Consider the following 12711-nt stretch of genomic DNA (forward strand, 5'->3'; position numbering starts at 1 on the left):
AGAGGAAAAGCACCAATGAACAACAAAACTGATGTGAAAGAGCAAATACAATTGCCAAAAGTGTCTATCTTGCTTACCCCCGCCATGCGCGCACAGATACTTTCGCCTGAAGCAGAGCAAGAACTTAGCAGTATTGCCTCTGTCATCGCTCCGCGAGGCCAGACGTTAACGGTCGAGGAATTGCCCACTCTGGTAGATGGTGCGGTCGCCTGCGTGACTGGTTGGGGAACGCCTCCCTTGAGCGATGAGCTACTTGCCAGTTATCCAGGCCTGCGGCTCGTTGCACATACCGCCGGGACTGTTCGTCGTCTCGTCTCTTTATCAACTATCGAAAAGGGTCTGCGATTATCACATGCCGCCGCAATTATTGCCGATTCTGTTGCTGAGTTCGTAATCTCACAGGCCCTTTTATGCCTGCGCCAACTCCATGAGATCGACCGTGATATGAAGGCCGGTCGTGCCTGGAATACTATTCGCGATCTCTATCCAGGCCGATTACTGGGCAGCAAAACGGTTGGCGTCGTCGGAACAGGACGGGTTGGACAAGCCGTTATTCGCCTGCTTGTTGCCTTTGGTTGTCGCGTGCTCGCTCACGACCCTTATCTCACAGCTGAGCAGGCCGCTCAACTGACGGTTGAGTCTGTCAGTCTAAACGAGTTGCTGGTACGCTCTGATATTGTCACACTACATGCACCGGTTCTCCCTGAAACCACTGGTATGATCGGTGCCTCTCAACTAGCACTTTTGCACGAGCATGCCATTTTTATCAACGCGGCTCGTTCGGCCCTGGTCGATGAAGATGCCTTGCTCAACACGCTGCAAAAAAAGCGCATTGTTGCTGCTCTTGATGTATTCAATAAAGAGCCATTGCCACTTGATAGCCCTTTCCGTACGCTCCCAAATGTCATCCTATCACCCCACGCAGCAGGCCATACGATTGATACACATCTACGCCAGGGGCAGGCAATGGTCGATGAGGTGCGACGCTTCTTGCGCGGTGAACCTCTACGCTATGAAATCACGGCATCAACCTACTCTATTCTGGCCTGATTGATGATAAGCGCTGACTGAAAAACAGGTCTATACTTTCAATTCACTCACTTGGGAAATGATGAGCGTGATGCTGGTTGGCATTATGGGCAGAGCATCGCCGGGAAAGTGGCTGGTGGCGATAGAGACATTCTGGATCTCTTCGCACCCGCCACGTTTCGAGACTTGTCAGCAATAAGTTGTTGTAAATTCTCTTTCCCTCTAATAACGGTTGTGTTGCAAGAAATTGCAAAGGAAGAAAACTGGTGTGATGATCCTCAGCATCGTTCTTACACTGCCACTCCAAAGAGCGTGGCAACGAATATCACCTGGCCTCTCACTTCTCCTTTTCCCACCCCTTGTACTTGCCCTTTCCGTATGATGTTCATGATCTCGAAGCTTTGTAATGTTCGCCATACCGTCTCAAACGAGAAAAAGCCCATCCCAGGCTTGGTGAGCCGTTTCATGAACCGATGATCTTGTTCGATCACATTGTTGAGATAGTTCACTTATCTCTATTCCACGTGATCAGGCAGAATTCCAGCGGTTTTGATGCAGATTCTGAAGGAATAAGTGAACCAGGAAACTAACAAAATGGGGAAGAAGGCTTCTCGACCGACACAAAACATCGCTAGGACGGTGTACATAAGGGTTGAGCTATGATATATTACGAATATAAAAGACTATTATAAATATTTACTGCAAAGAGTGCTACGAACCATCGATGCCAGAGCCAGTCAAGGCGAGGTCACAGCAACCTTCGCCGTTTCAGTGGTTACCATCAAATGCTACCTCAAACAGCGACGAGCCAAAGAGAATTCCAGGGCGGCCTGTGTGGTGAAAGGAGCAGCGAGACCTCGCCCATCTGCTCGCCTAGTTAGAGGCCTAACGAGGGAAGAGCCTTGCAGGCTCTTCAAAGCTACGCATAGGAGAGAAGTTAACACAGCCTCCATCATGCGTATCAGGCAAAATCTTGGCTGGACCCGAAAAAAGTTGGATGACGAGCAAGCGAGTGGAAGAAAGCAGTACATGCTGTCTGGCGTATTTCAGGAGACAGTGTCATTCTCGCGCCTCTGAAAGAACGATGATCCGCCTGATGCCATCACGATGAGGACGAGTGCTATCACAGCTCGCAAGCTGGCTGTCTCTCCCAACACGACGAAGCCGATGAGGGCCGCAATGGCTGGCTCCAAGCTCATCAACACCCCAAATGCTCGTGCAGGAAGTCGTCTGAGCGCTTCAAACTCCAGTGAAAAAGGAATGAGAGTAGAAAGGATAGCCACGCCGACTCCCAACAAGAGTGTTCTGGGATAAAGCAGTGCTTCTCCTCCATTTGCTACTCCAAGTGGAATGAGAGCGAGCGCGGCTACGCTCATACCGAGCGCTAACCCGGTTCCACCAGAAAACGCCTGTCCCATCCGCACCGTGAGCAGGATATAAGCCGCCCAGCCAGCACCGGCTAAGAGCGCCAGCCCTATCCCCAACGGATCAATCACCATGCTGCCTATGGGAGCAAGTAATACCAAACCGGCGGCCGCCAATCCCACCCACAAGAAATCAAGCCGACGACGTGATGCTGCCACAGCGACCCCTAGCGGGCCAAGAAATTCCAGTGTGGAGGCAATGCCAAGCGGGATACGTGCAATGGAAGCATAAAATGCAGCGTTCATCCCGGCAATCGTCAGCCCGTACAGGATGATCAGGCCATACTCTGCACGACGGTAAGCACAGAAACGCGGACGCCAGAACACCACAAGCGCCAGGGCCGCAAAGCTACAGCGCACCAACACCGTTCCACTGGGGCCGATTTGTTGAAATAACCCTTTAGCAAGGGCCGCACCAAGCTGCACTGAGATGATAGAGAAAAGGACCAATACAGGTGGTGGGACAGATGCAATGACACTCCGATGCTGACGAGATTGGGGGACAAGACGCCCCAGCATTCTCACGAGATTCCATTGAGAGATCACCGGTACTTCGTAGAAACGAATTTCCTTGCTCATTGTTTCCTCTTTCAATTGTAACTGTTTCGCCTCAGTGTAGCACCAATTCGTTGCATCTGGCACTCGTACCAACTTCAGTACAAAGGATTGGCGTTACACCGGCAGTTCTAGCACGTCCTGCGCCTGCAACTGTGGGTCCAAACAGGCACTCACAGGAAGCTTGGCCCCCAGGATATCAACCTTCTCCATGACCAGTGATCCTTCGACAAACAGGGCGTTCGCTCTCGACGCTTGAGCAAGGATTACGAAATGCTCACTGAAAACAGCGAAGGCATCGTCTCTCTTGCCTCGATTCAACGGCTTCTCAAGCACCTTGTTCCCGCTACTTCATTTTCAAATGCGCTCTAGGGAAGAGTCAAATTTTATTATGCGCTACGTAGCTGACTTCGCCACTCTGTTGAGGATAGGACATCGGCGTGCCTTGGAAACACTTTCTCAGTGAGGATGCGGTGTACTTCTTCATCGCGATCTGCACACAGATCGGATAATACTGTCAGTATGTAGTCTTTGTCGACTGCTTCACGGACTGTTGAAAGCACGACACCGCTTGTCGATATGCCACTGAGAACCAGGTGGTCTATATTTTTTGCTCGGAGTATTATTTCAAGATCGCTTCCGGGAAACGCGCTCAATCGACGCCTCGTTACAACGACATCCGTTTCTGTGAGTGGCAAAACGGGTATTGGGTTGACCAATGCGTCGGCAGTCCCGGTATCACGCAGAGCACGGAGTCCTTTGCTGCGAAGATTGAATTCCGGCATGTTTGGTCGAAAACCTACGACGACGTAGATAACTGGGATATTGTTTGCGCGTGCAGCATCAATGGTTCGTTGTATTTTTTGTAAATACTCCTCTTTATTGGCTAGTCCGTCCACCATGGGACCTTGGATATCCATGACAAGGAATGCGCTATTGTTTTCCATGTCTATCACCTCTTCTCATTATGTGCATGTGCACGAGATGCCTGAAACCTGCATGAATGTGAGCTTGTCTTACGCGCCTGAACAGCTCTCGCTCATTGGTAGGTGAAGCGACGGCACGGTCCTCGACGATCAGAGCCTCTTCCAGGCAGTCACGCGCATTTGGCTATGTTCTGCTCACAGGGAAGAGTATACTAGGGAAACAGTGTTGTACCAAGTGTAAAACTACACCTGGATTGGCAAGAGACCGTCCCGCCTATTCGCGGATCGGGTCTCTCCCAGTTCCACAAGCCTGAGAGAGGTATGATGAACATCGAACCTGACGCTTCTCACACGCCAGATGTGCTGCGTGATATCCTGGAGGAGATTGAAGTCCTGAGGATGAAGAGACAGGAAGAGGGAAGGGACCGTCCTCATCCCTTCCACAAACGGTTTACGCAGCAAGAGTTAACCGATGAAGCGTGTCCCACCTATAAAAATTTGCTGGTTGGGCGCTCGCAACGGATTCCCAGCCGCCAGACGTTGATGCAGATCGCTGATTATCTCGAATGTAGCATGGAAAGCCGCAACAACTTGCTCTTGGCTGCTCGTTATCTCCCTGAAAGTCTCGAATTGGAAGGAGACGCGCTCAGGCTCACATTAGAACAGGCCAGGCAGTTGATGGAAACACTCCCCTATCCAGCCATGCTTGTGACGCACCGCCTTTCAATCGAAGCTCTCAACGAGCCTTTCCAGCGATTCTTTGCGTTTCCTCCACTCATGGCACTTCCACGAACACAACGCTACGTCCTCCCCGTCTTTTTTCGAGAGGACTTGCCGATCCGACAACGTTCGAGCTTTAATGACCAGGCAGTCAAAGCCTGGCAAGCTGGGGTATCTCGCGGCATTGAGCTCTTTAAGCAAAGCAATAGGCTCTACCAATTTGAACCGTGGTATCATGAATTGGTCAAACAGTTTTGTGCCGTCGCCGATTTTCGTCGGTATTGGGAACGAACGCCTTCACTGTTTGATCAGCATGATGCCCCATCAAAGCTGCTTCTGGGGAGAAATGCGACGACGGAAGAATGGTTGCCGATAGAGCTTCAGCATATTCGTATTTCGGTCTGCAGCCACATGTATCCTTGTATTATGGCACTTCGCCCTTTGGATGATGCTGCCCGTTCCGTCTTTGCATCCCTGAGCAGTGCTCAGGGGTCGCCTTTCAATGCTGTGGGTAGACGCTAATCCTGAAGAGGAGGGGGCCACGTTCTCCCCCTTCAACCTCGTTGCGCATCCCATGAGACAGAACCTTCAAGTAAGCAGGGTTAGCCCTCTGATGTGAGCACTGGGACACATCAGAGGGCTAACTGCTTCGCATCCGGGGTATCGCCAGAGAAGAGTGTAAATAACGACGAGATCTACACCCCTTTGATGCGTCGTCGATCTCCGCCGGTCTCTCGCCATCCACGAATAAACCGTCTGAGGACCTCACGGTGAGGTCCTGCATCTGCGCCATCACGCGCGGCATGGACCCAATGGTAATTGGGGTGGAGTTCAGGTTGTTGGAACCTTCCGCAAGGGAACAACCAGATCCATCGAACCTCTCAGCGTTTTTTGGCAGGAGAAGACAGCATACTCCTCAAGATTTCACGCTAGCTGCTCCAGGATATCCTCAAAGGGCCTTTTGATACCATGGGGTCATTGCAGCGAGCATAGACATTTCAACAGCTTGCGGCATCTGACCTTCCTTCTGGTCAACGGTTGATCGACGAGAGCGAGGGAGAACACTCTGTGGATGATGAATATCTTCAGCAAGCTGGCGCACTATCACCCCGTTTTTGAACAGGAACAAGATGCGCGTCCCTTCGCCCAACCCAACTACACGCGTCCTAGCCAGAACGCCATTATGCTGGCCTGTAGGCCGGTTTAGGTAACGAATAGGTGGAAAATATCGGGTCATTTTTTCTTACAACACTATCTGCAACAGCTTTACCGTTTTTGATTGGCTACGTGAGAATAGCCTGGTGCGAACACTTGCAATTTGAAAGTCAGATCATACTGACAAGGAGGAAAGAAACGATGAAAACTGGAGGTTTATCCAGGGAGCGGCTGGACCGTTTGCGCACGAGCATGACGGGCTATGTGGAGCGCGGCGAGGTGCCTGGCCGCTACGGCTGGGATGGCGGCCTGGGCACCTCCTGGTTTTGTGACCCCAAAGAGGATCTGATCGGCATTGTCCTCACCCAGAGCCTCTACCCGCTCGATCTCTTCCGCGATTTCGGGACCCTGGCCTACCAAGCCATCGACGATTGAAGCAACGGGTTCGGCTCTGAAACAAGGTGGACATGCTCATCGTATGGCTCAATCTTCAGTCACGATCCAGGATTACTCCGGAACCCTCGCCTTTGACGCCTTCCTGGATGGGAGAAGTGGCGGCTTTTGCGGAGGCTGCTCACCCATGAGGGCCTCCTGAAATCCATCCAGGAGCAGGTGCGTTTCGCCCGCGCTCGCTTCGGGAAGTCAGATCTCATCGATTTTGTCGTCGTGCTGATCGGCTATGTGGTGTCTGGTAAATCGACACTGTTGGCTTTTTACGAACGCCTCGCTCGCCTTCGCTGAGCCCTTCATAGCCCTGTTTGGCCGAGATCGGTTGCCTCATCGCTCGACTCTGTCTCGTTTTCTTGCCGCCCTTGATCAGGGGACTGTGGAGGCCCTCCGTACACTCTTTCAGAAGTATCTGCTTGTACGCTTGCCATTTTCCTTTTTTAACTGCAGGGAGGATGCCTGGAGGTAAAACCAGCGGCACGCTCAATCTCTTCAATAAGTTCGAGATCCATCTATGCGTACACCTGCTCGGCTTGGGCGACGCCCTACCTGGAACAGGGAATACCGCTCGCTCGCACGGGTACAGATCTCCTCTTGGTTTGTACTTACCTCTGTTGATCTATCAACTCGAAGAGGCTTCTCAAACAATCAAGGAGGTGCTCTTGCTCCCCAAGGATATCCCATGCAAGAGCGCTGTGAGCATGATGGATCTGCTGACGATGCCCAAGCGCGCCACAAAGGGCTGCTAAGGGATGGGCCAATGTCAGAGTAGCACGGAGGTGCTCTAGAGGCGCGTAATCACTCCACACTTCGAGATAGCTCTCACAGAGGATCTTCCGAGCAGGCTCTTCCCAATCGCTGAGAGGGACCCAGAGGCTCAAAAAGGGATGCGTCCCCCCAACAAATCCTGCCCAATCGAGCAAGATACATCCTGTCTCCTGCACAATGATGTTGCCACGGTGAAAATCCCCATGATGGACACTTGCCGGAATGCCCAAATGTGCCAAGTCTTCGCACGAAGACTTCAGACGGGGGGCAAGACGCAGGAGATGATCCTGTTCTTCCTTGGTCAGTGGATTCCGCGCTCCTTGCAGCAACACTGGAAGTTCGGCAAACAATGGATCGATGTGTTCTGCTAATGACTCCAGCCGCCAGTCATGACAGCCGAGCGCGAGCAATTTCTCCATATGCGAGGCGATGTCACGCTGCATCAGCGCATAGGTTTGCAGTAGGGTTTTCCATCGGGGGAGATAGTCGAGCGCATTGGCATTTGGCGGCATTTTTTCGCCTGCAACGGCTTTCGTCAGGAGCCAGCGTTGCTCTTCATGGACAGCAAGCACCTGTGGGACGAGTGTGGGGTGCTGTGCTGCAAGCCACTGAGTGAGCAGGGGTTCATGCGCATCTGCTGGAGGGACAGCCTTGAAATACACCTCTCCAGTTGTTGTCGGCACGCGAAGAATGGATGAGAGAAACCAGGAACGTGTTTGCTCAACTGGTCCTGTCACAGCCAACTCTTGCCGTTGGAGTTGCGTATGAATCCAGCCCGACGCCTCTTCAAACCATCCATCGCATGTCCAGGGAAGCCTAGCCGCCTCCGAGGATGGTGTCTGCCTCAGCCACGTTTCAAGCAGCAGGCGATGTTCAGGGATGACGAAAGTGAGCGTTTCAAGGATTTCATGTGAAATCCAAGCTCCTTCGGGAGGCGCGGTCCATTCTGAATCGTGATTACTCATCACAAAAACGCTGCTGCCATGCTGACCGACTTCTGGAAATGGGCTCACGAACAGGCATTCCCGCACGGTGACGGCGATGCCAAGGAGGTGGGAAAAAGCGGCATTGACGCGAAAGGCGTCGCGCCACCTCCCATCGTTGGGGGAAAGGAGAACAGTCGCCTTCGGTAACGTCCAACCGTCCTCACTTCTCAAGAGGAAAACGGCTGGGGTGATGGGGTGGGGAATGATGGCATAGTAATCGTCAAACCGGGTGTCTGACATCAATGGTCTCCTTCCAAAAAACGAGACGGAGGCTCATGGAGAAGAAAGTTGCGTCAAACAGCGGTATCTACCCTCCATGCTCTTGCTGACTAACCTGTTCAACAAAGCTCCGGTAGGGTTCTAGCTCTGCCAGCTTTGCCTCTAATTCTACTACGCGTGCATCTTGTTGTAAACACGCATCAGCCAGATTCGCAAGTTGTCGCTTCAGATCCTGGACCCGCTGTTGCGCTTCTCGTAAGCGCTTCACTAATTGGGGCTTCTTGTAGTTGAGCAACGGATCACGAGACGAGGGCTGTGAGGATCTGGTCTCAACAGTTTTTCGTTGGCGAGAGCAATGTTGCTTTTTCTTCGTGAGGTAGGTGCTGTTGGCGCGAAAGAGGGTGATAGCCTCCTCATTGCGAACATACGATGAGTAATGCAAACCACATTCTGCATAAATATTTTGCGCCGTGATATCCTGCTTTTTCTCCCTGAGTGACGCAATTGCGGTACGCAGACGCTCAACTGTCTCTTACTTGCGCACTTGTGGTTGACGCGCGGAGGCCAGCCAGTTGCTCCTCAGAGTAGGGATGCGGGGAGCGGCTCCGGCGCATCTTAGTTTTCCTCTTCATGGCCCTCCTCGATTGGAGCATGTGGGGATGGCAACGTCTTGAAAACTGGAATGTAGCGTCCAGCAGCTTCCTCAGACCGCTACATGCGCATGACAGTGATCGTATCATCCAACAACTGGACCTTGATACAAGCTTGTCGCGCATCAATGGTATTCCCCTGAGCCTCGAACACTTTGACCAGCTCCGCATATGATGCTCGCCAGGCGAGGGCTACGCCCAGCTTCCCCGGATCTTCTACGTGGTACGAACATCCTAAGCAAAGAGCACGATCTGTCCCACGGGGACAGAGGCCAGGACACCTACAATTGCCTAACACCGTTGGATGCAGTGTATACCACTGATCATAGACTGCCTGCAAATCGGCATTTTTCTGCTCAAGATCTCGTGGTAAGGGAGCTGTCCGCAGAAGCGCACGATCAAGCTCCTCCTGCTCGTCGAGATCTGCTCGAATGATAGCGAACCGTTGCTCCTCTGTCATCTGAAAGTAATAGTCAGAAACTGCTGAAAGAGAGGGATCAGGCCCAGTCAGTTCTTGTAACCGATGATGCAGGAAGAAATGCGCAATCGCTTCTGGTGGGACATGGTGATGACGCGGCTACCATTCGAGAGGGTGATCATCGCCAGCGTTGCCCCGAAACAGACGAGAGATTTCCTCAGGAATATGGTGGCACAGCTTGCTTGTTCTCAAGATAGAGTACAGTATTTCTTGCTACTTCTAAGTGTTAGAGCAGGAACGCGTCTTCGTTCTCAGGGATTGGGATAGATGAAAGGGATAACTAGCACACTATGTCTCATACAAAGCAGACCGGACGTCTCACTCCTGCACCCAGTGAGATGCATCTCCACATTCTTGAGGGCCTCCCCGGCGCCTTGTTTGTCGTCGATAACGATGCGACGATTGTGTATAGCAATGCAAAAGCACAGGCCATCACCGGAACGTCGCCAGAGGCATTACATGGGAATAGCTTCTGGAATGGTGCTTCTCAACTGGTGAGTACTGCGCTCTACCAGGCTGTGCAGAAGACCAAACAGACCCAAGAACCAACTGAAGTGGAATATGTGTCTGCCACTACCAACAATTGGCTGCACGTCTCTCTCTCGCCTACAGACGCAGGCCTCGCGATCTTTTTTCAGGACCATCTGGACCCACCGCACCTCCATGACGCCTTGAGCCTGAACGAACAGATGTATCGGGGTCTGTTGGAAAGCTTCGCTGACGGAGTCACGATCCTGACCCCCAACGGGTTGGTCCTCGACATCAATCAGCGTCCCCTCTCCGATGCACGCTTGCGGCGGGAGGAAGTAGTGGGCAAGCTGTTCACCGACCTGCCTGCGTGGTCCTATGATTCTACTGTTCAACAGCAATTGCACTCTGCAATTGCGCGAGCCAGCCGGGGAGAAACCGTGCGCTTCGAGGCCAGAATCCGTCCACGAACCGACCTGTATCTGGACATTTTGATGACGATTACCTCACATCGCGCCGCCGCTGGGCAGATCGAGTATCTCATTTGTGCAGGTCGAGATATCACTGAGCGCAAGCACGCCGAAGACGAACTACGGGCGCTGGTGGATGCGCTCCCCCAATTCGTTTGGATTGCAGAACCTGATGGGGCAATCACCTACAACAATCACCGCTTGATCGACTATCTGGCGATGACGCCCCAACAGGTCGAAGGGACTGGCTGGCTGTCTGGCGTACACTCCGACGATCGGCAGCGAGTGTGGGAGACATGGCAGCTATGCGCTCGAGCAGGGATACCCTATGAAGCGGAGCATCGCTTGCAAGACGGCAGAAGCAATACGTATCGTTGGTTTCTTGTCCGAGGCGTACCACAGAAGGATGCACAGGGCACGATCTTGCGCTGGGTGGGAACCTGTACGGATATCGAAGAGCAGAAACGGGCCGAAGAGCGGATCAAAGCCAGCGAGCAGGATTTTCGCCTATTGGCCGAAGCGGTGCCGCAGTTGGTGTGGACCATGTGGCCCGATGGTCGTCTGGAGTACACTAATCAGCTCTATCAGGAGGTAACACAGGCCAATTTGCACCTCGAAGGGGACGAGATATGGCGTCAGTTCGTGCATCCTGAGGATATTGAGCGAACGTTGACGCTCCGGCATGAAGTGCTCAAAAACGGAAAGATCTACGAGAACGAGTACCGCCTCCTGGACGGGCGGACGGGAACGTATCACTGGTTTTTAGCGCGTGCCCTCCCCGTCCGCGATGAAGCGGGCCAAGTCATCAAGTGGTTTGGCACCACCACTGATATCGACGAGCAGAAACGCCTGGAGGAAGCTTTGCGTCAGAGTCAGCAGCAGACGAATGCCTTGATGAACTCAGATATCATCGGGATGAACGTCGTCGAGGGGGAGCAGATTGTGGATGCCAACGACACCTTTCTGCACATGACCGGCTATACGCGAGAAGACCTGCGGGCCGGGCGCTTGAACGTGCTGTCTCTCACAGCGCCAGAAGACCGGACTCAGGCCCGGCAAGCCTTTGAGGAACTCGCCAAAGAGCAGGCGTTGACGCCCTATGAGAAAGAGTATCTTTGTAAGGATGGCAGTCGCCTTCCGGTCCTAGTAGGGGGAGCCGTCTTCCAGCATCACCCGTTGCGGGCGGTTGGCTTTGTGCTGGATAATTCGGCGCGCAAGGAACTGGAACAGCGCAAAGATGACTTTATCAGCATGGCCAGTCACGAACTGCGCAATCCACTCACAGCTTTGAAGTTACAAACTACCCTGCTGCGTCGGCAGTTCACCAGGCAAGGTATCCTGGATCAGGCTTCAGCTCTTGTCAACATGGAGAGCCAGATCCACAAAATCACCCGGCTGGTGGAAGAGTTGCTGGATGTTTCCAAGATCCAGGCGGGCCGACTGGAGTATGCGTGGGAGCCAGTCGATCTTGATGCTCTGCTACGAGAAATCGCCGAGACGGTGCAGCAAACGAGTCCCGGACATCGCATCCTGGTGCAGAGTGTGGCACGGGCCACCGTGACCGGGGATCGAGATTGGCTGGGACAAGTCTTTACCAATCTGCTCAGCAATGCCATCAAGTATTCTCCTGGCGCCGAGACAGTCGAGGTGGATCTATGCGTCTATGCCGAGACGGTGACCATCCAGGTGCGCGATCATGGCCTGGGGATTGCACGCGAGCAGCGCGACAAGATCTTTGAGCGGTTCTATCGGGTTGCGGATCCCAGGCAGAAGGCGATCTCTGGCCTGGGCCTGGGCTTGTACATTGTAGCAGAGATCGTCACACATCATGGGGGAACCATCACGGTGGAGAGCGCCGTCGGGAAAGGTTCGACCTTTACCGTAGCTTTTCCCAAAGAAAAGTCAGGGTCCTAAATTGTTCTAGGACAAGGGGTTTTCTCCGACGCCTCCACGGGAACGGTGTGGTGGAGGCTGCTTGTTCGCCTGGATGCGCGGCAGATGATGGCGCGATCTTCGCCGTATGGCTTTTCCGTCGTTGCCCACTGCTGCGACGCTTCGGCGAAGGCATAACCAATAGCATCATAGAGCGCAGTGCTATCCAGCGGCCTGTAGTTCTCAGTGGTCAGCGCTGGCACCTCTGCGAGCGGCAGGTTAGCAAAGAGTGACTTAAGCTGAAACTAGAGGAGAAACCTCTTCCCTTCGCTCACTTCTTCCGTTCTTCACAATTTTTGCAACACTACCCCTGAGATTGCACTAGCTTATCACGGCTATCTCTCGTCAATTTTACCCTCTAGGACTTCACTCAATGCAACCTCAGAAAGCAGAGAGAAAATAGGCCGGATGTATGCTGCATCCGGCCTATTTTCTCTCTGCTTTTATACCATTATGCAAAATTTACCTGTTGTGTTCTACGATA

At 52.9% G+C, this 12711-nt stretch carries 12 protein-coding genes and 1 pseudogene; 7 read left to right on the top strand and 6 right to left on the bottom strand.

Annotation, left to right across the window (positions count from 1 at the left end):
- Nucleotides 1–15 precede the first annotated feature (15 nt).
- Nucleotides 16–1050 carry a hydroxyacid dehydrogenase gene (locus K3T83_RS02200; protein ID WP_220201349.1) on the top strand — a complete coding sequence of 345 codons (1035 nt, stop codon included), beginning with the start codon at nt 16–18 and terminating at the stop codon, nt 1048–1050.
- Nucleotides 1051–1319: 269 nt separating this feature from the next.
- Here K3T83_RS02200 and K3T83_RS02205 read toward each other — a convergent pair.
- The 3 genes and pseudogenes from K3T83_RS02205 to K3T83_RS02215 all read right to left on the bottom strand — a co-directional run.
- A pseudogene (locus K3T83_RS02205) lies at nt 1320–1538 on the bottom strand (DDE-type integrase/transposase/recombinase); the annotation flags it as partial.
- A gap of 537 nt (nt 1539–2075) precedes the next feature.
- A complete protein-coding gene (locus tag K3T83_RS02210; RefSeq protein ID WP_220201350.1) occupies nt 2076–3032 on the bottom strand; it encodes an EamA family transporter in 957 nt (318 codons plus the stop codon).
- Between the two features lie 365 nt (nt 3033–3397).
- The gene (locus K3T83_RS02215; RefSeq protein WP_220201351.1) at nt 3398–3955 is read right to left on the bottom strand and encodes a cysteine hydrolase family protein; all 558 of its coding nucleotides are present in this window, start codon (nt 3953–3955) and stop codon (nt 3398–3400) included.
- A 300-nt stretch (nt 3956–4255) separates the two neighbouring features.
- Here K3T83_RS02215 and K3T83_RS02220 point away from each other — a divergent pair, with 300 nt between their 5' ends.
- The 4 genes from K3T83_RS02220 (at nt 4256) to K3T83_RS02230 (ending at nt 6550) form a co-directional block, all read left to right on the top strand.
- Entirely contained in the window at nt 4256–5176 is a 921-nt protein-coding gene (locus K3T83_RS02220) for an MmyB family transcriptional regulator (RefSeq protein ID WP_220201352.1), read from the top strand.
- A gap of 550 nt (nt 5177–5726) precedes the next feature.
- Nucleotides 5727–5861 (top strand): hypothetical protein, encoded by a 135-nt coding sequence (locus K3T83_RS57120; protein ID WP_268963429.1) that lies wholly within the window; start codon nt 5727–5729, stop codon nt 5859–5861.
- A 149-nt stretch (nt 5862–6010) separates the two neighbouring features.
- Entirely contained in the window at nt 6011–6244 is a 234-nt protein-coding gene (locus K3T83_RS02225; RefSeq protein ID WP_220201353.1) for a serine hydrolase, read from the top strand.
- 126 nt (nt 6245–6370) lie between these two features.
- On the top strand, nt 6371–6550 hold the full coding sequence (locus K3T83_RS02230; RefSeq protein ID WP_220201354.1) for a hypothetical protein: 180 nt from the start codon (nt 6371–6373) through the stop codon (nt 6548–6550).
- Nucleotides 6551–6861: 311 nt separating this feature from the next.
- Here the strand turns inward: K3T83_RS02230 and K3T83_RS02235 are convergent, their stop codons facing one another.
- The 3 genes from K3T83_RS02235 to K3T83_RS02245 form a co-directional block, all read right to left on the bottom strand.
- Entirely contained in the window at nt 6862–8250 is a 1389-nt protein-coding gene (locus K3T83_RS02235; protein ID WP_220201355.1) for an aminoglycoside phosphotransferase family protein, read from the bottom strand.
- Between the two features lie 67 nt (nt 8251–8317).
- Nucleotides 8318–8671, bottom strand: coding sequence for a hypothetical protein (locus tag K3T83_RS02240; protein ID WP_220201356.1), 354 nt, complete (start codon nt 8669–8671; stop codon nt 8318–8320).
- Nucleotides 8672–8940: 269 nt separating this feature from the next.
- Nucleotides 8941–9339, bottom strand: a complete 399-nt coding sequence (locus K3T83_RS02245; RefSeq protein WP_220201357.1) for a hypothetical protein — start codon at nt 9337–9339, stop codon at nt 8941–8943.
- Between the two features lie 308 nt (nt 9340–9647).
- Here K3T83_RS02245 and K3T83_RS02250 point away from each other — a divergent pair, with 308 nt between their 5' ends.
- Entirely contained in the window at nt 9648–12209 is a 2562-nt protein-coding gene (locus K3T83_RS02250; RefSeq protein WP_220201358.1) for a PAS domain-containing sensor histidine kinase, read from the top strand.
- A 50-nt stretch (nt 12210–12259) separates the two neighbouring features.
- Nucleotides 12260–12460, top strand: coding sequence for a hypothetical protein (locus tag K3T83_RS02255; RefSeq protein WP_220201359.1), 201 nt, complete (start codon nt 12260–12262; stop codon nt 12458–12460).
- The last annotated feature ends 251 nt before the right edge of the window (nt 12461–12711 follow it).

This window comes from Reticulibacter mediterranei, assembly GCF_016587455.1.

Excerpts from the sequence above, each read along its gene's own strand:
- K3T83_RS02200 (WP_220201349.1), top strand. The coding sequence starts at position 16 with ATGAACAACAAAACTGATGTGAAAGAGCAAATACAATTGCCAAAAGTG.
- K3T83_RS02210 (WP_220201350.1), bottom strand. The coding sequence starts at position 3,032 with ATGAGCAAGGAAATTCGTTTCTACGAAGTACCGGTGATCTCTCAATGG.
- K3T83_RS02215 (WP_220201351.1), bottom strand. The coding sequence starts at position 3,955 with ATGGAAAACAATAGCGCATTCCTTGTCATGGATATCCAAGGTCCCATG.
- K3T83_RS02220 (WP_220201352.1), top strand. The coding sequence starts at position 4,256 with ATGATGAACATCGAACCTGACGCTTCTCACACGCCAGATGTGCTGCGT.
- K3T83_RS57120 (WP_268963429.1), top strand. The coding sequence starts at position 5,727 with ATGATGAATATCTTCAGCAAGCTGGCGCACTATCACCCCGTTTTTGAA.
- K3T83_RS02225 (WP_220201353.1), top strand. The coding sequence starts at position 6,011 with ATGAAAACTGGAGGTTTATCCAGGGAGCGGCTGGACCGTTTGCGCACG.
- K3T83_RS02235 (WP_220201355.1), bottom strand. The coding sequence starts at position 8,250 with ATGTCAGACACCCGGTTTGACGATTACTATGCCATCATTCCCCACCCC.
- K3T83_RS02245 (WP_220201357.1), bottom strand. The coding sequence starts at position 9,339 with ATGACAGAGGAGCAACGGTTCGCTATCATTCGAGCAGATCTCGACGAG.
- K3T83_RS02250 (WP_220201358.1), top strand. The coding sequence starts at position 9,648 with ATGTCTCATACAAAGCAGACCGGACGTCTCACTCCTGCACCCAGTGAG.